This is a genomic window from Brevibacillus fluminis, assembly GCF_052072235.1.
In the GTDB taxonomy this organism is placed as follows: Bacteria; Bacillota; Bacilli; order Brevibacillales; family Brevibacillaceae; genus Brevibacillus_D; species Brevibacillus_D fluminis_A.
Genome location: NZ_CM125436.1, coordinates 1,762,307 through 1,788,293, shown reverse-complemented (window position 1 = coordinate 1,788,293; position 25,987 = coordinate 1,762,307). Strand labels below are relative to the sequence as shown.

Here is a 25,987-nt window from a genome sequence, read left to right as displayed (position 1 = left end):
TTCTGATGGCCGTCCGTCTATTATACCAAAAAGGAAGAGATTCCCTCAAAACCGAATCGTTTTTTCGCGTTTCTACATGTTTTTTTATAAAGGCTTTTTATTTGGCACGACAGTTGCTAGGATAAGAGACGGAAAAAGTTATTCTACCGAATGGAGGCTCGTTACTTGTCACAACCTAGAACACTCAAACGCTCGCTCTCGCTGTTCCACGTCATCTTTTTCGGCCTTGCCTATATGGCGCCGCTGACGATTTTCACCACGTACGGGGTTGCCACGCAGGCGTCGCACGGCATGCTGCCGGCTGCCTATATCGTCGCCCTGATTGCGATGGCGTTTACCGCCTATAGCTATGGCAGGATGGTCAAGGTGTATCCGATGTCCGGTTCCGCCTATACCTATACGCAAAAATCGCTGAATTCGCACGTTGGCTTCCTTGTTGGCTGGGCCATTTTGATGGATTATTTGTTCTTACCGATGATTAACTACTTGGTGGCCACGCTGTATTTGGCGATTTATTTTCCCAGCGTCCCGTTCTGGGTCTGGGTGATCAGCTTCATCGTGATTACGACGGTGCTCAACATTTTGGGAATCAAGCTGGCTACCAATATCAATACGCTGTTCGTCATTTATCAATTTTTCGTCCTGATCGTTTTCGTCGTGCTGTCGGTCAAAGGCATCCTCAATGGCATGGGTACGGGCACGCTCGTCTCGATCAAGCCGTTTTTCAATCCGGACGTGCCGCTTTCGTCCGTTATGGCGGGCGCATCGCTGTTGTGCCTGTCCTTCCTCGGATTCGATGCGGTCTCGACCTTGTCCGAGGAAACAAAAAATCCGGACAAAACGATTCCGAAAGCGATTTTGTTGGTGACGCTGATCGGAGGCGCCTTGTTCATCTTCATTTCGTACGTGGGGCACATGGTATATCCTGACTATGCGTCATTCAAAAACGCGGATACCGCTGCGTATGAAATGATCGAGTATGTCGGCGGCAACTTGTTGACCGCCCTGTTCACAGCGGCGTCGCTCGTCGGCTTCCTCGCCTCGGCAGTGGCCGCCCACGGCAGCGTGACGCGCCTGTTGTACGCGATGGGCCGCGACTCGGTTTTGCCGCAGAAGCTGTTCGGTTCGCTCCATCCGCGCTTCAAAACGCCGGTGTTCAATATCGTGCTGGTCGGGGTACTGTCGCTGACGGCGCTGTTCGTCGATCTGGTGACCGCAACGTCATTCATCAACTTTGGGGCGCTGGTTGCCTTCACGTTCGTCAACCTGTCCGTGATCGCGCATTATTTCGTGCGCAGCCGCCGCCGCTCGCCGCTGGATACGCTGCGGTATTTGATTCTTCCGCTGATCGGCGCGGGCTTTACGGTATGGCTCTGGACCAGCCTGGACAAGCATTCGCTGATTCTTGGCGGCGTTTGGGCGCTTTGCGGGCTGATTTATTTGATGTATTTGACCAAGATGTTTACGAAGCGGCCGCCTGAGTTGAATTTTGATGAGGTGGATTTGGAGTAGGTTTATTTGGTGGCAACCTCAGCTTGGGCTGGGGTTGTTTTTTTTGCTTTTGGTGGGCTTTGGTGGAGGTGAGGGGATTTTTGCAAGAAAGTTCCACGGCAGCGGTTGCGATGCCTACTGGGGGTCGGGGTGGCAGGCATCGCAAACGCTGGCGTTCCACTTTCTTACAAAAATCCCTTCGCTGCGTTTATACAGCCAATCAAAAAGATAAAAAAACCTAAATAAAAGCTGGGAAACCGCCTCCTACAGGCATCTCCCAGCTTTTTACACATCTTATCACTGAATCAACCCGATCATCTGCCAGAACGGCACGCACGCGATGATCAGCACCAGTACCATGATGGCGTAGCATACGGCGATGAATTGGCCTTGTTTATGGGTAAAAGAGCGTTCCTCCGTGCTGTAGTAGGCGGTTAAATAGGTTGGTGATTGGTAGGAGAAGAAGAATGGGTCTGTGGAGAGCAAGATGACAAACACGAGTACCCATGGATGGATCTCCATTTTTTGTGCCAGCGGCAGCATGGACATGACCAGCAAAATGACAGCGGGGTCGTCGCGGATGATCAACGTGACCAGAAAGGATAGCAGCGAGACGGCGATGAGAAACAGGTATGGCGATGTCATGAACGGTGCCATGTACTCGCTGGTCGCCTGTGCCATCACATCTGCAACGCCAAGCTGTGTCGCCACTTCCGCAAAGCTGAAGGCGATTCCGATAAAAAGAAGGAACGGCCAGTCGATGCCGCTTTTCAACGTTTTCGCGTCCAGCACGCCGGTGATGACGAAAACGGCGAAGCCCATCAGCATGACCCAGGCGTTGTCAATCCCGTGCAACGGCTGGAGCATCAAGGGCACGATACATGCCAGCGTGACTGCGATCGTGATTTTTTCTTCGCGGGTCAGCGCACCGAGAATGCGGATCTGGTCGTCGATCACTTCTTTTGTAATCGGTCTGGCAGGCGCCTTCGGTTTGAAAAAAATCAGGATAACGGCTAGCATGCCGATCGTGAAAACCACGAAGGCCGGCAGCGCATACCACAACCATTGGAACCAGGAAAGAGTGCTGTCGCCGGCCACCAAGCCGTACGCCATGACGTTCGTGTACGAACCGGTCAGCACAAATGGTGCCATAAAGCCGTAAAAAATCATCGCCGCAAGTCCAAGCCCGGCCGCCCCCTTGCTTCTGTCGGCAAAGCCCATCGATTCGGAAATGGTCTGGGCGATCGGGACTCCCAGCGTCGCCTTGGCGGATGAGGATGGAATCAGCGGGTTGAGCAGCAAGCCGCTGACCGTGATGCCCCACAGCTGTCCGCGATAATGGCTGGGAAACGCTTTTAGCGCATACAAGGACAACCGGTACAAAATCCCCGATTTGGTAATCGCGGCGCCCAATGCAAGGATGAACAGCATGTATAGCCAGACGGGCGATGCATACCCGGAGAGTGCCACCTCCGGCTTGACCAAGCCGTCCATAACCCAATACATCGCCATGAACAAGGCAACGATGAAATCAGGAATGATATTGAGTATCCAAAAAATAACGGCCGCGATTGCGACGCCGATAAATGCCATGCCTTGGTGCGACAAACCGCCAAACGGCGCGCTTTGTGAAAAGAACACGATGCATCCGATGGCCATGAGAACCGACAGGCTGGTGACCAGCTTGTTTTTGGCGAACAGCTTGCCGGCAGCATCCACCAGGCCGTTTCGCTTCATCCCGTCCAGCGACAGCTTGGCAAGAAAAAAGGTGCGATTCTCGTCGTTTGCGGCCGCTGCCGCCGTCTGCTGCGACAGCCCCATGGCCGCATTCAAATACTCCAGCGATTTCGCCGGATGGTGCTGACGGCAAAGCTCCGCGCCGATCCGATAGAGCGCGATCGTTTGGTCGTCGGAAAAATAGCGGGTGCGCAGCCCGAGAGCGGCATCCAGCTTGGCGATCCCCAGCTCCGGGTTTTCTTTCACGCATTCTTGCAAAAAGGCGAGCAAGAGCGAAAAATCGCAAAAAAGCAGCTCTTCCGGACATTGCGCAAGCGCGGAGATGATGATGTTCCAATCGACTCGTTCGAGTTGATCGCGTTTTTGCCTGATCAAGCCAATGAGGTTCTCCCACTTTTCCGCATAGGCGAGAACATATGCGCCATGTCCGATCTCACCATGCTGCACAAAATCGGCGACGACCGTCTCCATCCATGCCTGTCTGCCTTCCGCATCGCTTGTAGCGCCGTACAGCTCGATCAGCTTGCTTCTCGCTCCAGGCAAAACCGCAAGCAACTGCGCATTCTCCTCGACCGGCTTCACATAGTTTCCCACAGACGGATTCGCCCGCAGCCCTTCCTCCCACGTCGGAATGTTCAACTCGCGCAAGATCAGTCGTTTGCTGACATAAGGGACATGAGCACAGCGCAAAATGACTTTGTGCCACGTCGGATCGAGCACGCGGAACTCCGCTGCGAACTGCCGCGCCCGTTCCTCTTTCGCATCCTGCAAGTTGTGGTTCGTCTGGACGAGCCGCTTGGACAGCAGCCGAATAAAATAAGCGGAAATGGATGTTTTTTCGTTCACCAGCTCGATGAACGTTTCCGCATCGATGCGCATGAGAACCGTCTCGCCCACTGCGATCGCCGTCGCGGTGCGGGCTTCCCCCGTCAAGAGCGCCATTTCGCCGAACGCCTCGCCAGGCGCAAGGACAACCAGGGAAAACCGGCGTCCGTCCGGCCCCTGTGTGAACAGCTCGATCTTGCCGCTTTGGATCACATACATGCTGTCCCCGGCTGCCCCTTGTTCAAAAACCGTTTCCCCATTCTGATAGGATATGCGTTCGAGCTTGCCCAGCAAGCGAGCCTGTTCGACTTTTGACAATCCATGAAGCATTTCAATTTGATTCAAGCTCTCACCTCGTATCCGTTTCCCATTGCGTCGTATGAGCGGCATTATAGCGCCTTTACGTCCAGCCTGTCATCTCCCCAAATGGATAGCACATGTAAAAACCGACTCTCAGCGATGTGCCAAGAATCGGTTATGGATCAGCTCGAATATGCTGTCGACATCATCAATCCCGAAAACAGGCAACCCTTCGTGCCGGAACGCAAACCAGCTAACCGCTCCAACCACATTGCTCAACTCCGCAAGCAGAGCGGTATGCGCTTGTTCCCGCAGCAGCACAAGCTTTGGATAGCCCTCCCGCTTGTAACCCTCGACCAAGATCAGCTCGGCCCCCGCGTCTGCCAAACGCTGGATCAGCTCGTCGGGAGAACGACTCCCTCTTTGGATCAGCGCGCTTTTGGCTGCCGACTGAATCGCCACAAAGGACGCGCCGGCCTCGCCGAAGCGGTGCGTGTCTTTTCCCGGCTGATCAAGCGCGAAATCGTGGGCGCCGTCATGCTTGAGCACTCCGACGCGAATGCCAGCGCGCTCGAATCGCTGGATCAGCGCGGTCAGGAGCGTCGTTTTTCCTGTATTGGAATAGCCGGAGATCTGAAAGACAAAAGGAGCCGTCATCGCTTTCTCTCCCCTCCGAAGCGCGGCATGGCATGCAAAATCACTTCGACCTCTTCCCCTGCGCTCCGTCCTCTGCCGCCGGCCGGAATGATGATGAAACACTCGCTGTTTTTCAGCGTGGTCAAATTCCCGGCTTTGTCGTTCTTGTCCGGATACGCGACAAGCTGCCTGTTTTCTTCCTGCAGACGTCCGCGCAAGTATCGCGGATACGGGCACGGCTTTTCACACGAGCTGCCGAGCGTCGCCCTGATGGAATGCCGCAGCGCGTTCGTCTGCCCCATCATCTGTGCGAGCAGCGGCCGGACAAACAGCTCGAAGCCGAGAAAACAAGCGCCCGGATTGCCGGACAACCCGCAGATCGGCTTATTCCGATACAGGAGGGCAGTCGTCGGGCTGCCCGGCCGCATCGCCACCCGGTTAAACAAAAGCTGCACATCGTCATCGTCCGACATCGCCGCGATGCCATCGAAATCGCCGACAGAAACGCCGCCCGTCGTCACAAATACATCCACCTGGTCGACCAGCTGATCGAGCGCTTCCTTCGCTGCGCCAGGATGATCCGACAGCGGCGGAAACAACAGCGGCACTCCTCCCGCATCGGCGATCATGCCTGCAAGCATCGGGCCGTTGCTGTTGCGAATTTGCCCGGGGCGCAGCGGCTCCTCCGGCGACAGCAGTTCATTGCCGGTGATCAACAGTCCGACCCGCGGACGGCGCACAACGGGAATCCGCACATAGCCAAACGCGGCCAAAAGCGCCATCACGCCGCCATTAATCCGCTCGCCGCGCTCGATCACCTGTGTCCCTCGCGAAATTTCCTCGCCGCGGCGCGAGATGTTTTCACCGGCTTTCATCGCCCGCTTGACACCGACCCGCTCGCTGATTTCACCCGGATTTTCAGTCTGTTCAAACATGACGACCGCATCCGCCCCTGCCGGCATCAGCGCGCCTGTCATGATCCGGATCGCAGTGTTGGGCAAAACCTGCTTGGACGGCACCTGCCCTGCAGCGACGGTTTCGATCACGTTCAGCCATACCGGATGCTCGACTGACGCATGGACGGTATCCTCCGCCCTGACGGCATAGCCGTCCAGCGGGGAGCGGTCAAAAGGCGGCATGTCGCTGTCCGCCTGAAGCGAACGGGCCATCACCCGTCCATGCGCTTCATAGAGGCTGACCTCCTCTTCCGGCAGCGGATGGGCGGCTTGCGCAAGCAGCATTTGGACTGCTTTCTCCACGCTGATCGTCTCTCTTGTAAAGCGCATCTTTTTTCCTCCTTGGGCTGCAGCGGTCGTCCGGCATTCACGCTTCCGTCCCAGTTTCCTGCAACAATCGGTTCGCTGCTCTTGTTTCGCCTGCACTGTGCAATGGCAAGCGGGCTTTTGCAAAAATCATGTCCTTTTCCATTCTGGTCGTTATGCGGCTTTCCCGCATCCCATTTCGATTAGCTTGCCCACGACCGGCGGGCCATACGATGAAAAAATCGCCATGAAGCCACTCGACTGCCCGAAGCAGAGAATGGTTCACGGCGATTGTCCCTGGCAGGTTCGCTACCAGGTGTCAATGTCCCATGCAGGCGAGAGCAGTCAGCCAGAACGATGGGCAGGAACGCTGCGCTGTCCGGCTTACGACTCGTGCTTGAATTTTTTTTCGATGTCTTGATCGAACACAAAGATGGACATGCCGAAATCTCGCTCGATATCGATATCAACAAACAAATCCACGAACGTTGCACCCAACAGCTGTTCCATTTCGACCGGACGGTTTTTGCGGTACATGTCCTTGACCATTTCCGTGCGGGCGGAACGGAGCATTTGCTTTCCTTCTTCCGCTGTGGCGATGAATTTTTCCACGGGCGACAGATTGCCTTCCATTTCGCTGATCGCCCAATTTTTGCAAAAGGTGGTCATGACCTTGCTCGGTCCTTTTCCCATATGACGTTTGCGGAAAGCTCTGACCAGATTGCTGAATTCGGCTTCATATTTATTCATTACGAGGCAGATCACCTTTACCTATTTTCTGTACTACCCCCAATGTATCACTGTTTAGCTGATTTTTTCAACAGATGTTTTCGCCGCTCCCGCCTGTTCGCGCAATTTTTTAATATCCAAACGAATGACCAGCGAGATCGCCAAACCGACGATGAACATGCAGCCAAAGACGCTCAAAGTGCCGATGTAGCTTCCGGTGGATTCGCGCACCCATGCCGCGAAGATCGGTCCAGCCAATCCTGCTGCCGCCCACGCAGTCAAAATGTAGCCGTGAATCGCGCCGAGCTGCTTGGTGCCAAACAGGTCGCCGATATAAGCCGGGATGGACGAGAAGCCGCCGCCATAGCAGGTCATGATCAAAAACAGGGCGATTTGGAACAAAAGCGGTACGGTAATGTTCGGCAGGAGGAAAAACAAGACCACTTGGATGATGAAGAACGCCGTGTACGTATTCGGTCTGCCGATATAATCGGACAAGGATGCCCAGGCGAGCCGTCCTGCGCCGTTGAACAGTCCGTTCAAACCGACCATCGTCGCGGCTGCAGCGGCTGACATGCCGACGATCTCCTGGGCCATCGGAGAGGCCACCGAGATCACCGCGATTCCACAGGTGACATTGATGAACAGCATCAGCCAGAGCAGATAAAAGCGGCGGGTTTTCACCGCTTCATTTGCGGTCAACTGCGCCAAATCGCGCTTGATCTGTTTTTTGCCCGCATTCACTTGGGCCTTGAAGCCTTCAGGCATCCACCCTTCAGGCGGCGGTGACAAATATTGGGCCGAGGCGAACATGACGATGAAATAAATGATGCCGAGAATATAAAACGTTTTGGCGATGCCCACCGCTACGATCAGCGCCTGCATGATCGGGCTTGCGACGAGCGACGCGAAACCGAAGCCCATGATGGCAAGTCCTGTCGCCAATCCGCGGCGGTCAGGGAACCATTTGACCAATGTCGACACCGGCGTGATGTAGCCGACGCCTAGTCCGATTCCACCCAAGATTCCGTAAAACAGGTAAAGCAGCGTGATGTTTTCCAGCTGGATTGCGAGCCCGGAACCCGCGATTCCCAGCCCGAAAAAGATCGACGCCAGCGTCCCGGCTTTGCGCGGGCCATGCTTCTCGACGTAATGCCCGAGAAAAGCGGCCGACAGCCCGAGGAACAAAATGGCGATGCTGAAGGTGAACTGCACATCTTTCAGGCCCCAGCCGAATTGCTTGGTGATCGGGTTCGTAAACACGCTCCACGCATACACCGAGCCGATCGAGATATGAATCCCGACAGCGGCCGCTGCAATCAGCCAACGATTTTTCAATTTTCCCTGCACAAACTTCATCTCCTTTTGACATTAGTGAACAGCTCTTCGGATCGACAAGCCCGCCGCACACCGGCAGCCCCGGTACTTGCCGATCGAGAAAAAGAAAAACTGCCGGATTTCATCCCTCCCCATGAAAATGGGAACCGGATGAAACACGGCAGTTAATCATCAGCAGGAACGCTACATCAGCATCAACCACAGGTTTCCAGTGTAAAAAATCGCTTTTCAAATGAACTGGTGACAGGAGCGCTGTCCCATGTCGATTTGCTGCAAAAGCGGGCTGGATCAATTATGAAATTGTTGTGACAAGTAAATCTTCACCATGTATACTATCATGTAAGCGTTACCTTTACAATATCGTTGTAAAAAAACTTTTTGTTCCAGACTTTTGGGGAGGTACCTATGTCTGACTTGGATTCAACCATCAAACGGCGCGTGCTCAAGATCACAGACGTGACGGCATCATGGGAAGAAGATGAAATCGTCACGGAATATCCGCTCACGCTGTTCGTCAACGATCAGGAGTTCGCCACCATCGTCTGCACACCTTCCGATCTGGAGGAAATGGTCATCGGATTTCTCGCTTCCGAAGGCGCCATCCGCAGCTATAGCGAAATCAAGCACATTTCGATCGATACGGCCCAAGGCTTCGCATACATTGAGCTGCATGAACAGACACTTTTGTCCCAACAGTTTTACTCCAAGCGGCGCATCACTTCCTGCTGCGGCAAAAGCCGCCAATCGTTCTACTTTTTCAGCGATGCGCGGACGACCAAGCCGGTGGAGAGCACCACGGCCGTAACGCCTGCACAATGCATCGACCTGATGAACAGGCTGCAAGCCTCCTCCGCGATGCACCGCAGCACGGGCGGCGTGCACAATGCGGCGCTTTGCACACCGGAAGGGATTTTGCTCGGCTATTCCGATATCGGACGCCACAATGCGCTGGATAAAATTTTTGGCCGTTGCCTGAAGGAAGGGATTGCGACCAATGACAAAATCCTCGTCTTCAGCGGGCGCATCTCCTCGGAAGTGTTGCTGAAATCAGCCAAAATCGGCGCAGGAATCCTCATTTCCAAATCCGCGCCCACCGAACTCGCCCTAAACCTGGCCGAAGAGCTTGCCATCACCGCGATCGGTTTTGTCAGAGGCAACAACCTGAATGTCTATACGCATCATGAGCGGGTGCAGCTGCCGTAACGCCCAGCGCCCGCTTTTATTTTGCTTCCCCTTGGCGGCGGATCGACCACTCTGCCAGTGCCCGCTCGTACTCTGCCGGCGTATTGGCGTTGTACGTCGTCCACGGGTCGAGCACGCCCTCCGGTACGGCATGAACGCGCATTTTGCCTAGTGTCGCCATAAGTTTCAGCTCCCGATTCGCATAGGCACTCTCCCACAGGTGTTTCGTTTCCCTCCGGTAGATGCCGAGCAACGGGTGCAGCCGATTTTGCGATTGGGCTACCATGACATCCCACTGTTCCACGCTGGCCTGGCAGGCGAGCAGCTTTTCCAGCTCGGCGGGCGTGACAAAGGGCAGATCGCAGGAGAGCAGCAGCAGCCGATCCTCCGTGCGCAGCCGACATGCCGTGAGGATGCCGCCCAGCGGTCCACACGGCTCCACCGCATCGCGGCTCACCTGCACCTGCGGATCGTTCGTTACGGAATCCGGCAGCAGCTGCGGCTCATTCGTCACGACCAGGCAAGGAAGCGACAGCGCGCGGACACAGCCGACAAGGTGCTCGATCAGCGTTTCTGCGCCCCATCCCAGCAATTCTTTGCGCTGCCCCATCCGGCTGCTTTGTCCCCCCGCCAAAATGACGCCGCACATGCTATCCATGCTTTTCATGAGGCATCTGTCCCCCTTTTCAACGTAGTGCTTTGTTCCATCATGCACCTCTCCTGCGCCCCTGTCAAAATGATTTCACCTGCATCCTCGCCGCGTTTTCCATCTTTTTCGCCAAACGATGTATAATAGAACCATCATTTGATTTCCCGTGGACAAGATGTGGAGGAACGTATGCTGCAAACATTTGGCTTTTCCCAATACGAAAGCAAAGTATATGAGACGCTGGCCGCAAGCAGCGAGCCGATGGACGCGGCGCTCGTGGTCAAGCATTCCGGCGTACCCAAAGCAAAAATTTATGAAGTGCTCTCCCGCCTGATCGACAAAGGCATGGTGCTCGATACCGTTTCGGAAAAGAAAAAATTATATGCCGCCCTGCCGCTTCCAAGCCTTATCGACAAGCTGACGCGGCAGTTCCAGCAAGATATGGAACAGCTTGCCGCCTCGCTGACGCCGAAGCGGGTGGTCGATGACCGCGTATGGAGCCTGAAAGTGGATGCTTCCATCCGCGCCGAGATCAAGCAGATGATTCAGCAAGCCAGCGAATCCATCCGAATTATGGCGTGGAGCCAGGATTTCGCGGATTATGTGCCCCTTTTGCTGCAAAAGGAGCGGGAAGGCATCCACATCGAAGCGCTCGTGATCGGGTCGCTTGAAACAGGTTTGTCCAATGTGCACCTGCTGATTCCGAGCAAGGAGCACAAAGGGCTGGAGAAATCCCAGCTGATCGTCGCTGACGAACGCGACATGATTTTTGCCGGGGAAGAACAAGGCCAGTGGCAGGCGATCAAGACGAGCGCCCAGCCGTTCGTGAAGTTTTTTGCAGACTACTTTTATCATGATGTCGCCTTGTCACAGATTACCCAAAAGCATTACGACCTGTTGTTCGGCGATGAGGATATTCGGAAAATGCTCGTGCGGTTGCGGTATTAAAGCATTTGCTCATCCGCGTCGCTCACTCTCCTCGCGTGAATACAAAAACAAGCATGTCTGCGGTTCCCCCGCACGCATGCTTGTTTTTTTGCCCCTGAACCTCTACGCCGCCGACGAGTTCACTTCATACGAAACCCGGTTGGTCCGCAGGAACAGGTACAGTCCGACGACGACGAACACGCCCCCCGTCATTTGCGAAAACGACAGCATTTCGCCGAACAGCGCCGCTGCGAGCAGGCTCGCCCCGATTGGCTCGCCGAGCACGCACATGGAAATTGTCGTACCATTGGTGAATTGCAACAGCCAGTTGAAGAGAATGTGTCCGAACACCGTCGGCACGATCGCCAGCAGCAGGAAGACGCCCCACTCCTGAAGCGGGTAGTTGAACATCGGAATGCCCATCAAAAAATTGTATACGGCAAAAAACGCTCCTGCGATGATGAACACAAGCAGGCTGTACACATACGAGGAGATTCGGGTCAAAAGCTGCTGCGCGGCCAGCATGTTGAAAGCCATCGCCAGCGTCCCCAAAATGGACAACACGTCGCCGTACACATTTTCCGCCGAGACGCCGATATCGCCCCAGCCGATCAACACCGCTCCGATAATCGCGATCCCCATCGCTGCAATTGCAAATGGCGTCGTGCGCTCCTTGAACAGAAAAAACGCTCCGACCATCACGAACAACGGCTCAAGCGCCATCAAAATCGTCGAGCTGGCAACCGTCGTATACAGAAGCGAACTCATCCACAGCAAGAAATGCAGGGCGAGAAAAAATCCGGCGACGAGCAAGAGCAGCCAATTTTTGCGGGAAATGCTTTTCATCGTGCCAAAATGTCTGCCGCCAAACGGCAGCATCAGCAAAACCGTGATCAACAGGCGGTACATCGCCTGGACAGATGCGGGCGCATGCGACCATCTGACCAAAATCGGCGAAAATGAAATGGCGATAATTCCGACGATAATAGGAATAAACAGCGGGATCGGGCTCTTCACGTCTCTCATTGGTTTCTCCTTTTTCGTATCGATATACCATTACCTTATCATATGGACGGGCTGGAAAAACAATTGGGAAAATCAATCGTTACGATAGGCGCTTGTGAAGAGCGAAGCTGCCATTTCGATTACGCCTGACAATGGGAAAGCCCCCGATCGATTTTGGGCTGATCGGGGGCATCTTGATGATTACGGCTTTGCGGTAGCCGGATTGTTGCCTGTTGCCGGCGTTTTTGTTTGTGTTCCTGTAGTTGCTGAACCGGAACCGGCTTTTGGCGCTTGTCCCGCTCCCTGCTGTCCCGTCTTGCCAGAGGGTTCAGGCTTGCCCGATCCGGTTGCGGCTGGCGGCGTCTGCCCGGTCTTGGCCGGATCATTCGGCCCTGCTGGTGTCGTCGACGCCGGAACCGATTCGTTCCCCGGCACGGTTCCGTTCGGCGTCGTGCCGGTTGGCGCTGTTCCGGAATCCGGCTGCTGGCCGGTGGACGGCTGCGTCCCCGGGTTCTCCTTGTTGCCCAAATGATCGTTGACAACAGGCGGCTGCGGCATTTTCGCCGGACTGGGATCGCCCAGCGACAGCATAACCACCCACGCGATCACGCCGATGGAAATCACCCCTGCCACGCCGATCAGCAGCTTGTCCATATATTTTCGGAAAAACCGCGACAGTCCGCCCGACGTTTCATCCGCAACCTCTTCGAGCACTTTGCGCAGCTCCGGATGCTTGATCCCGTACCACTTTTTCCGCGCTTGCTTATCGCGCAGCTCATCGGGCACGTCCTGGGTCAAATACTGCTTGAGCCCCTCCTTGTAGGAGGCCAGCAGTGTCCGTTTGGTAAAAAAGATATGGCGCGACAAGGACCACACGATGAAATCGAACGCATTGTCCGCTCCGCCTTTTCGCTTGATGTAGCGCAGCATATCGTGGAACCGGTAAGGCGCTGCCTGCGGCGAGTCCGGATTGTAAAAGGCGAAGGTCACGGTCAAAAATTGATCCTTGCCAAACGGGCCGTCCAGCAAGCTTTGCAGCATGCGCTGGGTGGTCCCTGCATCCTCTCTGCTCATTTCCTGATAAAATTGCTCCGGGTCAAAAACCTGGGCATTTTCCAGCAATTCTCCCGCAGCAAGTATCATCTTCGCTTCTCTTCTGCTTTGCGGGTCGAGTTCTTGCAGAAAAACTTGCGGCTTCTCTCTAAGAATTGCTACGATCTTTTCGAAAGCATCCCGGCCAAGCGATTCCAGCTTGATCCCGGCCAAAAGTTTCCGCTCCGCCGAGGCGATGATTTCTTCCGCCCATGCGCGCTGGCGGGTGAAGTCTGCAAAAAATGCATGCAGCCCAAGCAGCGCGCCGAGCTGATCGCGTTCGCCATCGAACAGCTCCAGCATTCTTGCCTGTGCCCGCTCCTGAAAAACACGGTTTTGCAACGACTGCTCCACAAGCGCCGACCAATAGCGGATTTCTTTCTGCACTTCGCTTATCGTTCGGCAAGCGCCAAGTCTTTCTGCAGCATACTCTTCAAAAACCGGCCCAACTGCATTGGGGTTTTGCAAACTCGCGCCCGCCACAAGGGAAAACAACGGTTCGCATGCTTGCAGCAGCTTGTAGATCTCCGCCGCTTCCGTACGTCGTCCCGTTTCTTTCGCCAGCTTGAGCACGTTGATGAAATAAGCGGCGAATTGCTCCTGAACCGCTTCCGATTGAACGTGCGGATAATAGGCAACGATCGCCTTGAGCATGTCAGGTGTAGGGAAATTCGTTGCAGTCAGCTCCCGATTCTCTTCCCGGAACAGGTTCATGAACAGCTCATGCAGCCGCTGTTTTTGGCTGATGCTGTCATGGCCCGCATACTCAGCGAGCGTATGCAGGATACCCGCCTTGTTGCGCTTGTACAGCTCCACAATGCCCTGCTCGATCTGATAAAATGCGGCGAGCTGGTAGTAGGTCGCGATTCGCATGGTAATCGAGCTGTCCGCACCAGCCAGCACTTCCTCGACAAAGTCGTAAAAGCGCTCGCGAATATGCGGCCGCTCCAGGGTATGCCAGGCGAAATCAAGATATTCATGGCTCGCCCCTTGCAAATCGACGTTTGCGAAGCGCTGGTTGGGGAAATCGAAAAGGAAGTCTTTCTCGATCTGCTGATCCCCTGCCCGAATGCTGCCCTTTTCCACGAACATGACATTGATGTATTTTTTGCTCTGCGGCTCGCTGCTGTATGTCATGAACCCGAAATGACGCCTCAGCTCATACGGCAGCGCATCGTACACAACCCGCAGCAGCTCGCGGGCGCGCAAGGACGACTCGGACACATCCGCATCGAGAATGACGTACACCTTTTTCTTGCTGGTGATCGAGCTGATCACAGCATAAAGAAGCTGCTTGAACAGCTTCTCGTCAATGCCTTCCAAAGACAAGACCTGGCGCGGGTTCGGCCCCGCTTGTGACAAGCTGTTTTGCGGGATTGCCGCCAATTCCGGAAGGCTTTTGTCCCCTTCTGCTTCATGGTGACTGACGAATCCGCCTGCTGCAAAAATCTTTGCCGGAACCTTCAGGAATTCATCCCGGCGTGATGGAGGAATCACATAGTTATGCGTAAAAAACGTATTCCGCTGCCCGGTGAAATCGGCGCCGACATAGACGCTGCGCCCCAGAATCAGCTCGCCCGTCTCGCTGTGAAAACAAACGAGCGATTCCGGATACAGGCTGACATCGCGTTCCCCGCGCTTCTGCAATTCTTTCGGCGCATCGTAGCCGCAAAACGGATGCAGCGTTTTTTTAATGAAGTTATTGTCGAGAGAATCCGACTTGGCAATCGTATCGTACCCTTCGTTCGAGCGGAAAATCCCTTGCCGCGCACGGGTATAGTATTGCTGCAAGATCAACTGCTGACTCAATGCTGTTCTCTCCCCTCCACGTAGTCCAGCTCATGCAACAGCCAGATGAACGGTTCATCGACGCGAATCGGGGTGACGATTCCGGTAACCCGCTGATCGACAGGGTTGCTGCCGAGCGACGATACGGCGAAATACGCGACATTGGTAAAGTATACTTCCAATGCGTCTTTAAAGGGGCGATCCACTTTCTCGATGAAGCGTCGTACCTCCCCGTTGATGTTTTCGAATTCGCTCAGGTTGAGAAACTCTTTGTGAACCACGTTTTTGAACACATTGCTGTTGCTTTTGATGTACTCGCCGTCCTCGTCCTTCAGCGATTGCAGCATGTCGCTCTTCGTCAGCACGACCGCTGTGGGAATATTCGTTTTGCTCTGTTCCTGGTAGCCGATGAAGTTTTCGAACAGCGAAATCACCACATCGCGCGGCTCGTCGTAGCGGGCCGTAAATTCGCCTGGCGTATCCCCCAGATTGATCATGATGCGGTCACGGATCGTCCTGATCTGCAATGGATCGACCAGAAACAAAATGCCGGACGAATTTTTGACATGCGCCGCGTAAATGTCCAAATACTCGCGATCCACCATTCCCTCGCCCGCCACGTCAAAGAAAACAAGGGTCAGCGGCGCTTTGCTGCTATCCTTGAAAATGAACTGGAAAATAAAAGGCTCCTGCCGCTTTTCCTTCTGGGTGGAATCGAGCAGATTGCCGTGCTCAAACAGCGGCGCCTCATAGTTTTCGCGGAACTTCCGGCTGATTTCGGCATTCAGCGGCATGCATGCCGCTTCAAAATTGCTGGCTGTTATTTTTTGCAGCGTATGGATCAATGAGGTCATGTAGACGGATTTGCCTACCTGTGAAGCGCCGACGATCGAGATGATGTTGCTCGGGGCCTTGCCTGCGGTGATCGGCAATTCGTTGTGGCATTTGGGACACAGTCGCTTTTTCGTCGTCATGCCATAGCGGTCCGTCAGCCCGACCAAGACGTTGTCGACATACAGCTTGTTTTCGTCCGGCACCAGCTCCGGGTCGAGCACCGCTTCGATTTCATCGATCGAATCAAGGCCGAACTTGTCCCGGTAATGATTGAGGATTTCATCTTCCTGCAACGCATAGTCCTCATCGTCATTTCGGTGGTGCGTGGCGCGGAAGACGACATCCTCCGGCGAAAACTTGGAAAAGCACAACGGACAAACAATATCAAAAAAAGGAGGCCGCTCCTTTGGCACCGGCTTTTTTTCAAAGATGCTTTTCAAAAACGTGAACATGCGCATCCCTCCTATCTGGGAATCAATTCATACAGCTCGCCGTACTTTTGTCCGTCCGTCAAAAAGAGACGGATGTATTCCGATTTTTTGATCTCGATCTCAGGCAGGATCGTTGTGCCCGGTTCGAAATCATCCAGAAAATCGTAGCGTGTCCCGTCGTCTTTTTTGGCCGGCATTGCCCCTTCTTTTTTCACATAGCAGAGGACGTCCCGCGCGACGAACGTTTCGGTGAAAATCTGGATTTGCACGGACTGGTACTTGCCGAAGAGCTGTTTTCTTTGCTTGATCGAATACTGAATCCGGGCTCGGCCCGTGCTGACCACGATGCTGTTCTCGCCGTTTGCCTGCGCCAGCAGAACCGGCTTGCCCGCGTCCAGCACACAGGGGAAGATGTGGTACTCGTAACGGCCGATTCCCTCTACCCGTTCCTTGTAGCCAGTGTGCGCCTTGTATTCTTCCCGGGTGTAGAGCCGCAGCTGCTGCAAGGAAAGCTCGGCCAAAACGACCGGGACGCCGGGGAGCGCCTTGTGGATATAGACGCACGGAATCCCGTCCGGCCAATGCCAGGTGATCAGCGCCTGATTGTCATGAAGCTCAAATGCGACATTTCGGATCAAACGGCTAGGGTTTGTTTCTTCCATCCAATTCACAGTCATTCCACTCGACTCCTACCCCTGCATGTCAAAGCGCTTCCCGCTTGCCTTCCGGTCGGTGAACGTCTTCGCTCCGGCGTTCCGGCTCCTGCTGAAGCTGCCTGCAGTCAAACTTCTTTCCTGCACTGGCACAATCGCAGTGAAGATGGCAAGCACTGCCGCCATGACAAGAGCAGCAACGAGTCGCACCAGTATATCAGAGAAGGCCGAATGGCCGAGTCCAAGCTCCAGAAGCAAGCCGGCCAGCAAGCCTGAAACCAGTCCGCCTGTGAGAAAGCTTTTCGCCAAATGTTTATTGTCAAAAAACAGGCCGAGCGACAAACCAACCAAACCGCCGATGAGTGTCAAAAAGAACACGCGCAGGACGGCATACACCGTGCTGTCCGCTGCCGCTCCCACCCGCTCGCCGACTAGGTGCTGGTCACGGTTATTCAACAAATAAATTTTGTGGAAGATGGCAGAAAGCTCATTGGCGTTTTCGACGCTGTAATACGTCCCATCCGTTTGCTCGGCGATATTTTTCAGCAAATGGGTCGCATCGGCTTCCACATTGCTGATTCCAACCGTATTGATCGCCACATGATTTTGCTGATACGGTGCCAGTGCGGTCGCAAGATCCACCTGGCTATAGCCATCCGACATCAGAATCAGCATGCTGCGTGTGCTGTTCATCTGCTTCATGTGTTCCATCGCAGTCGACAGCGCCTCGCCGATATTGGTGCCGCCAGCTGGAGCCTGGTAATTTTTCAGCAAGGCAATGATGTGATCTCTTACTTTTTGAGAAGAGACGTCTGTCAGCGGCTGCAGGATGGTCGCCTGATCATTAAAAACGATGATTCCTACCCGTTTGTCGTCATCCATGTTCCGAATCACGTCAGCAGCCGCATCGAACAGCTGGCGATTCGGGTCGGTCTGGTTCATGCTGTCCGATATGTCCAGAACCATGATGACATCATCGGCGGAAGCCGGTTTCGCCCCTCCGATGTTCATGCCATAGATCAGCTGAAACAGGGAACCTGCCACGAACAGCATCACCAATGTGCTTGGCACAAGCATTTTCCAGGAAAAGCCGAGATAGCGCTGTTTCCAGCCAAGTCCGTTCAATTGCGGGGAGATCATTTCCGCCAGCAGACAGCCGAGACCGACGAATAACGCATATTGTCCAAAATAAAGGCCCATTAACAACCATTGGGGCAGTTGGTTTTCATACTCCGCCAACAAGTATTCACCAACCAGAAAGCCAACTGCCCCGCCTACCATACTGAGGACCAGAAGGAGCAGATTGATTTTTCTTCGACTCATGCCGATGCATCCTTTCTTTCTCGCAAATGGTCAACCCAGGGAACGATCGCGTTCGGGCGTCTCTCCATGAAATTGGTAGCCATTTGCTACGTACGAGTCATAATACTTCCTGCCGTTTCGCACATACATCAAATCATCCATGTGGAAGCCACCCATCAGCTTCATTTTTTCAATGCCGCTGCTTCGCTTTTCATGCATGCACCCCAGCTTGTATGTCCGCGTCCCTTTGTCATAATCAAATGCGAAGCGGACGAACTCGCTGGAAAAATCGGCAAAAAAGTAGGTTTCCTCATAGCGGTGCTTTTGGGCATAATGGAAAACTTCGATATGGATTGCAGCGTTGTCCTCAAGCGCATGATACAGCTCTTTGAACAAGCTCTCTTTGGACAAAATTTCGCGCTGTTCAAAATGACCGGCCACATTGGCGCGCCGCAGCAGCTCTTCTTCAAATAACAGCTGAAACGGCTCGCTCGGCAAAATGACGCTGCGGCACAACTCGATGAAACGGGAAACCAGCTCGCTCATGGAAGATGTCATCATCCGTGCCGGGCTGCCCAGAAAACGGTCCTCGAACACAAAGCGCTGGCCGCGCTTGGCTTCTTGCTCCTGCATGACAGCTGCAACGACGCCGGTGTAATACTCTTTCATGTTTTTCCCGAAGCCGTCTGTCGTTTCATCGATGGATTCTTGCGCCAGCGTATGCAGCAGCCGCTCGGTCTCATTTTGCTCCGCAATCTTTTTACCGATGCGCGCATGGATTTCCTCCAGCGCCCCGATCTGCTGCTGCAAGAGCTGCAGCTGTATTTCCAAACCGAGAATCTCGTATTTTTTCCCATAGACATATTCAAAAAAATAGCGGATGAAGCTTTTGACCCGTTCCTTGTCTGACGTGAAGAGTCCGCCTTTTTTAAACGGCTGCTCCCAGACCCGCTGCCGGTAGACGTCCGCCAGCTCTGCCTTCGCCGCATCCAGCTGCCGGTTCGTATCTTTCACCAGACGGTGCAGCTCCCCTGCGATGCCTTGTTCGCTGTCCGAGGTCCATGTATACGCATGGTAAAAGCCGTACGCTTCATTTTCGATCACGTTGCGGATCAGGAGGGCTGACAATTGGTCAAAGGTCTGCTGCTCCGCCAATCGCTCGTGCGCCGGCTGAACGAAATGGCTGACAAAAAAACGCTGGCTGCCATCGCGGTAGAGCGCTTCCTCGGCTTCCTGCAGCGTCATTTCCTTAAGCTCGCCAAAGCTGACGCGATCCGACATCAAGCTGTGCAGACCTTCCAGCCTGCTTTCTTCCGGCAGCATGCCGATCACCTTTTTTTGCAAGGAAGCAGCATCCAGAGCAAGCAAGGCAAGGATGTCACGTTTGTCTGCTGTTGCCACCTTCTGCAAGCGATGAAGAAATTGCGAGTAACAGGCAGCGAGCACAGTGAGTGCAATCTGTTTGCTGGGACGCGTCACTTTGGCGAACCCGGCGGATGCATACGCATTTTTGGCCGTGCCCGACGCGATGTTGCGGATAAACTGCGCTTCGTTGTACCCTTCGTTTTTGCCGCTGAAAGGAAGCTCGCTCTCTTGCAGGTTGTACTGCCTGTTTTTCAGCAGGTTGAGGTTGCTGATCAGCTCGTAATTTTCCTGCATGCTGCTTGCTGCCAGAACGCCCCGCTCGTTTTTATCGCCGAGCAGGTAGGCAAGCGAAAACAACGGCCCTCCCGCATGCTCGACGGGAAGCTTGATTTTGTCCTCCGTCACCTGCAAATCTGCACGGAAAGTATAGTCCGCATTCTGGTAACGGTCCAGCTCCTGCAAAAAGCTGATCCCGAGCGAGGCGGCGTAACCGAATTCGCCGCTTTCGCTCTTTTCCTTGATCAGCGCGTACAAGTCGATCTGCACGTTTTTGAATGACTCTTGAAAAATGCTTTTGGCAAGCAAGGTCAGCTCGGGGAGGAGCACGTTGCAAACGTCGTCCACTCTCGTCACGACGGCGATGTTGATTTTTTGAAACGACGCGAAGGCGGCGCCTTGCTCGCCAATCCAGCTGCACACCTGCCTGTAGAGACGGTTCAGCTCATAGCGCCCCGTTTCGTCCTGATAAAACTTTTGGTGCAATTCTTTGCGGATCGTCTTTTTATCCGCATCCGGGCGCGGCAGCCGAAAGCTGTACACATGCTCGCGTTCGGCCGTCTCCGCTGTGTATGCATGAACATAGGCGACGCCCGCGCTGTTGCTCCACTTCCGCCTGTTCAGCTCGTGGATGGCCACCAGCGCTTCAAGGCTTCTATCCCCGACAAAGAGGAAGACCACGGGGTTGTTCAGACGCCGCTGCTCATCACCGCTATATACGCGCCGTTCCAAGTCGAGCACGTAATCATGTGCGAACTGATTTACCAATTCCCTCATCGTTCCTCCGTAACATTGCGACATTGCGCTTGTGTTCTCGCTGGCGTTTCCCAGCCGCCCTACTTCAGCGTCTGCAGCATGTTGTTCAGCTTGGACCAGGCGTTTTTATAGAACTGGTACACTTCCTCGCCGTTGATCAGCTCGTCGCGGTCGTATTCCAGATCGTTTTTGCCTTTTTGGAAAGCCGCTGCCAGTTCTTCGAGCTTGGCGACCAGCTGCTGCGTATCTTCCTGATTCGTCAGCTCGTTGCTGCGCTTCGTCGCTTTGCGGGACAGCAGGTTCAAACGCTTCGGCTCCAGCTCGCGCATTTTTTCATAGATCGCGAACTCGACCCACTTGTTCACCTTCATCAAGTTGACGAACGGCTCCCATGCATCTTCCTCTTCATCCTTGTCGTAGACGTACAGCGCTCCCTTTTTGCAGATGGTGCCGGTGTACATGACCTCGACGAACTGATCGAGCAGCGCTTCCTCGCCTTTCATCGCGGCGAGCGTTGCTTCCAGCTCTTCGATCTTGCTTTGGATGGCCGCGTATTTTTCCACTTCTTCGCTCACCAGCTTGATCAACTCAGGGGAGCGGATCAAGTTTTCCTGCGCCATCTCTTCATTGACGCTGCCAAAAATGTCGCGGACCTGCACTCGTTCCAGCCCGCCCGCAAGCAATCCTTTCAGCTCATCCAGGCAGCGCTTCGTTTCGCCCGGGTTCGGCTTTGTTTGCGCAGATTGACCTGCTTGCAGCTTGTATTTGCCAAGCACCGCTTGCAGATCAAACGGCTTCGTCGCGATGCATTCGTAGCGGCTGCTCGTCTTGCTGTCGGCATTCTTCTCCACGATGCAGCCGAACGAAAGCGCGCGTGCGAACAGCTGGCGGATGCGCGTATTGTACGCCTGGACGCGGCTGTTGCTGTACGTCTCGCCCCACGATTTTTCCGGGATTGGCGATGGCAAGTACGCCCAGTTGTTTTTCTCCGTCTGCACCAGATGGCGGCCGATGCCTTCTCTTTCGAGGATCGTCCGTTCGTAGCTCTCCTCGTACACTTTGAGCGGTGTATAAACAAAGAGCGGCACCCCGTTTTTCGTATTCAGCCAGAAGATCCGGTTTTTGACCTCGCTCTCCTTCACGGTGAAACGCGAGCCGCTGATCGAGGTGTTCTGATAGTTTTTGATCCCCTTCAAAATGCCGGGCGCCTTCACCGGAACGGACACGAAGCCCCATGACGGGAAGTGCAGGTTGCCGACGCTGTTGCTCAGATGGAATACCGGAATCGCTTCCTCGTCCAGCTTGTTGGCGATTTTGCGCTCGATGATCCGTTCGATCGTTTCATCCTGGCCATACTTGATCTGCAAAAACTCTTCCATCGATTTGGTGATCAAGTCGCCGAATTCGTCGCTCAAAAAGTCGGAAATTTCATTGACGATATCGACCTCTTGCTCACGAACCCATTTGTCGGAACGCTTCAGCAGCAATCCGGTGAACTCGCGGATCAAATCGTCCGTGCTCTTGTCGTCCATGAACTTGCTGATCACTCCGGCGATATCAGGCACGTTGACGATGTTCCAGTAATAGGTTTTGTTGCCGGACTTGTCGGTCTCTTCCTCGCCGTTGATCAGGATGTCGCCGTTTTTGTCAAAAATTTGGTTCAGCGCATTGAGAATTTCGGTGAACACGTTGTAAATCCGGTTGTTTTCATCGTTTAAGAGACGGTACAAATCCTCGTAAAACTCGATCATCTGCTCGATTTTTTCCTGATCGGCATGAAGCTGGTACTCATGGATCTTGGCTTCGATGTAGGCGTTTTTCTTCTTCTCCTTGGAGATGAACGCGCTGCGGGCGTCGCCGAGTTTTTCGTTGGCGTTTTCGCGCGCACCGTCGATCTCGCGCGGGAAGCTGTCCAGATTGACCTTCAAGCTTTCAATATAGGAAGAAATCATTTTCAGCAAGCAGAAGCCTTTGTCGGAATGGATCAGGCGCGACGCATAGAACGGGCCTTGCTCCGGATGCAAAAACACCTTGGTGATCATTTCGGAGAACGTCTCCACCAATTCGCCCGGATGCTGCTTTTTGCACTTGATGTACGCCTCGCGCGCTTTGGCCAGATAGCCTTGCTCCAGCTCGTTGTCGATGCTGACCAGCTGCTGCTTGATCACGTTGTTGTAAGAGAGGCGCTCGCTGTTCTCGTAGCCGGGAATCGGCTCCGGCACGCGCTCCTCGAATTTGCGGGCGACGGTGTCGATGTCGATGCCCAGCTTGCGGGCGAATTTCTCCGCATCTTCCTGCGTCGGTGCGACCGCAAACATTTTCTCCATTTTTTTGAACAGGCGATACGCCAAATAGGTCGTGATCTCCTCGATCGGCAGCACAGCGGAGGACGCACCGATCACGTTGTATTGATAGTTGGCTGCATAAGCTTTCGGCATCTGGTTGATGTTCGTCCGAATGTTGCTGATGTAGTCATGGATGGCGAATTCCTCGCCGGACTGCTTTTCTTCATTTGCCATGAAGTTGGTGATGTTTTCAGCCGTCACGTTCATGCAGTAGTCATACGCGTTCTCAAGCGGCTTGCCTTCCAGATTGGTCGCCGAAATCAGGTGGCACAGGTTAAATGGCGGCATCGGCGAATTGACGGTCAGCAAGTTGCCGTACTGCTGCTTGAACCGTTCCATCCGCTCATCCACGTTCATCCAGTAATCCAGCTCTTTCAGAGCGGCATAACCGTTCTTCGCGATGTAATCGCGCGTGTGCGTGCTCAGGCTCTTGTTGGACAGGTTGACGTCCGGCGTGAAGACGTAGCCGAGCGTATTGACACGGTCCACGCCGGCGCTGCCGAACTCCTTCTCCAAAATCCCGCGCACGATATAGGCGATATCGAGGAAACAGCCGCTTCCCGTCCCCCCGGACAATCCGGTGAGAATGAAGACCATCAGCTTTTTGTTCGTGCCCTCGGTCAGCATCTTGATTTTTTTCTCGATGGTTTGCACCACTTGCGTAATTTTGGTAAACATCAGCAGGCGGCCTGCCTGCCGCACGCCGGATGCGCCGCTGATCCCGTCGGTGATGCTCAATTCAGGAGAAAGCCATTCGGTGATATACGGCTCCAAAATGCTGCGGTTTTGCAGCACGCCGCCGATCTCCGGGTTGGACAGGAGCACGAACTCCGTAATCGGATCGAGGCCGATTCCCTTGTAGCGCTTGTTGCGGTCGTGCTCGTTCGTCTCGAACGCGATGAATTCGATATTGTCCGGCTTCTCTTTTTTCTTTCTCGACAATGGATCTTCCGGCAGTTTGAACCTTCTGTTGATTTGGTATTTCAAACGCAGCAGGGCATCGATCCCCGTTCCGCCGATCCCGATGACGAGCATCGGGTTATCGATGGTCTGGACGCGAATTTTTTCGCTGACGATCCCGCCGCCCTGCGATACGTCAAGCTGTTGGATATGTTCTCTGACAAGTGCTTTCATCGTTTTTCATCTCCTAAACAATGTAATCGACGTAGATCGATTTATTGACGTTTTGCAGCATGATCTTGATCCGGTCGTTTTTCTTGAGTTCTTTGCCCGCTGCCGCATCAAGCACCCTGCCTGCTTTTTCAATCGTGCACGCCGAACGGTTGAAAATGATGATCGTATCGTTTTTGCCCGGCACCAGTGTGACCTTGTCCGTTTCCGCCAGTTCCGGCGCAAGCTGGAGCAGCTGGTGGAGCTTCACCTTCCCTTTGAACGTGTTCAGCTTTTTGTATTGGGGGGGAGTTTTGCTCCCCGTATCCTCGTCGCATATTTCAATCGCGACCTGGCCGATAAAGCCTTTGTTCGCTTTTTTCAGCGCCGCCAAAATGTACAGGATCGCGACGATCAGCACGATGGCGCCAACCAGACAGCCGATGGCGAGCATCCACGGAAACGGCTTTTCCGGTTCGGCAGGCTTCGCTGGCGTCTGTGTGCCGGAAGCTGCCGCCGTGGATGCATCGACGATCACCGGCTGTGTCTCCCGATAAAAGCTGGACGCCTCGGCCTTGATTTTCAGCTCGTAGCGGTGCGTGTCTTGCACGCTGTAGCTGCCCTCAAACCCGCTGCCAGTATTGGCGAGCGGCAACTCGCTCACCTGCTTCGTGGCGGTGTCCGTCACCAGAAGCGTCGCCTTCATTTGTTTGTAAACATCTGCGCTCGTCACCTTTTGTCCGTTTTCGGTCAGCGCGGCTTTGATCGCGATGGTGTCGCCCTTGCTGTACGATTTCACCGGAATCGGCTCCATCGCCAGCTGCAAATCGTAGTTGAATACCATGCTGATGTCGATCTTGTCCCGTGTGACGCCCTTCACTTTCAGCTTCCAGTCGCCTTGCACCGGCGAGACGATTTTGAGCATCGAGTACGCTTTCGAGCGGGAGAGCTGGACATTGTTTGACGCCAGGCTCACTTCCTTGCCGTCCGGCGCATACAGCTTCAGCTCGACCGGATTGCCCGACATGATCGACACGTTGGCTTCCATCACGCTCGCATTCGGGATTTTGATGGTGACATCCTGATACTGCCCGTTGGCCGTCATGCTGGTCAGCGGCACGACCTTGAGCTTCAGGTGATCGGCGAATATTTGGCTCAGGATGCTTGGCAGCTGATCCGCCGTGCTCGCTTCAAAAAACTTCCCTTGCGTATCGGCCGCGATTTTTTTCAGCGAATCTTTGTTGAGCTGCCCGTCGGCATTCAAGCCGATCGTGTAAATCGGAAAGCCGTTTGCCTGCGCGGTCTTGATCGCCGCCTGCAGTTCGTTGTCCGACTGCTGCTGCGTGCGCGATGAGGCGGTGTTCAAATAGTTGTTGCCGTCCGCGAGCAGCACGATCATCGGGTAATTGGCCGGATCATGGCCGGCCGCAAGAATTTTGACCGCTTCGTCCACGCCCACCGCGATATCGGTATACGCGCCCTTGTGGAGGCTGTCGATAAACGACTTGATCTGCGCTTTGTCTGCAGGCGAGTTGGCAGCGATCAGCGCTTTTTCCCGCTCGATCTTATCCGTATACGAGACGACGCCGATTTTGTTTCCTTGGGCAGACGTCATGTCGACGAACATTTTCATCGCTTCCGAACTGATGTTATGCTTGTCGCTCGTCGTCATCGAGTTGCTGACGTCGACGACGAGCACCGCATCGAGCTTGCCTGCATTTGTAGCATTCGCAGCCTGCGCCTGCGGCATGGCGCCCAGCTGCACCAAAAGAACGAGCATCATTGCGAGTAACCAGGTGGTTTTTCTTGTAAGTTGAACCATACTTAGGGCCTCCGACCATTTCCTTAAGGTTGATATTGGAGAGTAGTGTAGTAAAATAATTCAATATCTAGCAAATGTTGCAGCTATTCTCCAGTTCATTGTAATCCACAGCATTTTCGCAAAGCAATGAAA

Annotated in this window: 17 protein-coding genes; 3 read left to right on the top strand and 14 right to left on the bottom strand. The window is 54.2% G+C overall.

Translation table 11 applies throughout. From position 1 onward, the window contains the following. Nucleotides 1-150: 150 nt before the first annotated feature. The gene (locus ACTID9_RS08945; RefSeq protein ID WP_441070853.1) at nucleotides 151-1,512 is read left to right on the top strand and encodes an APC family permease; all 1,362 of its coding nucleotides are present in this window, start codon (nucleotides 151-153) and stop codon (nucleotides 1,510-1,512) included. Between the two features lie 276 nt (nucleotides 1,513-1,788). Here the strand turns inward: ACTID9_RS08945 and ACTID9_RS08940 are convergent, their stop codons facing one another. The 5 genes from ACTID9_RS08940 to ACTID9_RS08920 form a co-directional block, all read right to left on the bottom strand. Further along, entirely contained in the window at nucleotides 1,789-4,398 is a 2,610-nt protein-coding gene (locus ACTID9_RS08940; protein WP_441070852.1) for an SLC13 family permease, read from the bottom strand. Between the two features lie 108 nt (nucleotides 4,399-4,506). Beyond that, entirely contained in the window at nucleotides 4,507-5,010 is a 504-nt protein-coding gene (gene mobB / locus ACTID9_RS08935; protein WP_441070851.1) for a molybdopterin-guanine dinucleotide biosynthesis protein B, read from the bottom strand. Beyond that, nucleotides 5,007-6,275 carry a molybdopterin molybdotransferase MoeA gene (locus ACTID9_RS08930; protein ID WP_441070850.1) on the bottom strand — a complete coding sequence of 423 codons (1,269 nt, stop codon included), beginning with the start codon at nucleotides 6,273-6,275 and terminating at the stop codon, nucleotides 5,007-5,009. Before ACTID9_RS08930 ends, mobB begins: the two co-directional genes overlap by 4 nt. A 360-nt stretch (nucleotides 6,276-6,635) precedes the next feature. Then, complete coding sequence (locus ACTID9_RS08925; protein ID WP_441070849.1) at nucleotides 6,636-7,001, bottom strand: DUF2294 domain-containing protein; 366 nt, start codon at nucleotides 6,999-7,001, stop codon at nucleotides 6,636-6,638. A gap of 54 nt (nucleotides 7,002-7,055) precedes the next feature. Continuing rightward, complete coding sequence (locus ACTID9_RS08920) at nucleotides 7,056-8,330, bottom strand: L-lactate MFS transporter (protein WP_441070848.1); 1,275 nt, start codon at nucleotides 8,328-8,330, stop codon at nucleotides 7,056-7,058. Nucleotides 8,331-8,723: 393 nt separating this feature from the next. Between ACTID9_RS08920 and fdhD the strand changes: the two genes are divergently transcribed. After that, on the top strand, nucleotides 8,724-9,521 hold the full coding sequence (fdhD, locus tag ACTID9_RS08915) for a formate dehydrogenase accessory sulfurtransferase FdhD (protein ID WP_441070847.1): 798 nt from the start codon (nucleotides 8,724-8,726) through the stop codon (nucleotides 9,519-9,521). Nucleotides 9,522-9,537: 16 nt separating this feature from the next. On the opposite strand, the gene mobA is transcribed toward fdhD, so the two are convergent. Next, nucleotides 9,538-10,167 carry a molybdenum cofactor guanylyltransferase gene (mobA, locus tag ACTID9_RS08910; protein ID WP_441070846.1) on the bottom strand — a complete coding sequence of 210 codons (630 nt, stop codon included), beginning with the start codon at nucleotides 10,165-10,167 and terminating at the stop codon, nucleotides 9,538-9,540. Nucleotides 10,168-10,338: 171 nt separating this feature from the next. On the opposite strand from mobA, the gene ACTID9_RS08905 reads away from it, so the two are divergent. Then, complete coding sequence (locus tag ACTID9_RS08905) at nucleotides 10,339-11,097, top strand: TrmB family transcriptional regulator (RefSeq protein WP_441070845.1); 759 nt, start codon at nucleotides 10,339-10,341, stop codon at nucleotides 11,095-11,097. A 102-nt stretch (nucleotides 11,098-11,199) separates the two neighbouring features. Here ACTID9_RS08905 and ACTID9_RS08900 read toward each other — a convergent pair whose 3' ends face one another. From ACTID9_RS08900 to ACTID9_RS08865, 8 genes are all read right to left on the bottom strand, one after another. Further along, on the bottom strand, nucleotides 11,200-12,102 hold the full coding sequence (locus tag ACTID9_RS08900) for a DMT family transporter (protein ID WP_441070844.1): 903 nt from the start codon (nucleotides 12,100-12,102) through the stop codon (nucleotides 11,200-11,202). A 180-nt stretch (nucleotides 12,103-12,282) separates the two neighbouring features. Continuing rightward, on the bottom strand, nucleotides 12,283-14,982 hold the full coding sequence (locus ACTID9_RS08895; protein ID WP_441070843.1) for a GAP1-N2 domain-containing protein: 2,700 nt from the start codon (nucleotides 14,980-14,982) through the stop codon (nucleotides 12,283-12,285). After that, nucleotides 14,979-16,247, bottom strand: a complete 1,269-nt coding sequence (locus tag ACTID9_RS08890; protein ID WP_441070842.1) for a TRAFAC clade GTPase domain-containing protein — start codon at nucleotides 16,245-16,247, stop codon at nucleotides 14,979-14,981. Before ACTID9_RS08890 ends, ACTID9_RS08895 begins: the two co-directional genes overlap by 4 nt. Before the next feature lie 11 nt (nucleotides 16,248-16,258). Beyond that, entirely contained in the window at nucleotides 16,259-16,903 is a 645-nt protein-coding gene (locus ACTID9_RS08885) for a beta-mannanase (protein WP_441070841.1), read from the bottom strand. Nucleotides 16,904-16,915: 12 nt separating this feature from the next. Next, nucleotides 16,916-18,202, bottom strand: a complete 1,287-nt coding sequence (locus tag ACTID9_RS08880; RefSeq protein ID WP_441070840.1) for a vWA domain-containing protein — start codon at nucleotides 18,200-18,202, stop codon at nucleotides 16,916-16,918. A 30-nt stretch (nucleotides 18,203-18,232) separates the two neighbouring features. Beyond that, on the bottom strand, nucleotides 18,233-20,599 hold the full coding sequence (locus ACTID9_RS08875) for a hypothetical protein (protein WP_441070839.1): 2,367 nt from the start codon (nucleotides 20,597-20,599) through the stop codon (nucleotides 18,233-18,235). Between the two features lie 59 nt (nucleotides 20,600-20,658). Continuing rightward, complete coding sequence (locus tag ACTID9_RS08870; protein ID WP_441070838.1) at nucleotides 20,659-24,057, bottom strand: tubulin-like doman-containing protein; 3,399 nt, start codon at nucleotides 24,055-24,057, stop codon at nucleotides 20,659-20,661. A gap of 13 nt (nucleotides 24,058-24,070) precedes the next feature. Beyond that, nucleotides 24,071-25,855, bottom strand: coding sequence for a vWA domain-containing protein (locus tag ACTID9_RS08865; RefSeq protein ID WP_441070837.1), 1,785 nt, complete (start codon nucleotides 25,853-25,855; stop codon nucleotides 24,071-24,073). Nucleotides 25,856-25,987 lie beyond the last annotated feature (132 nt).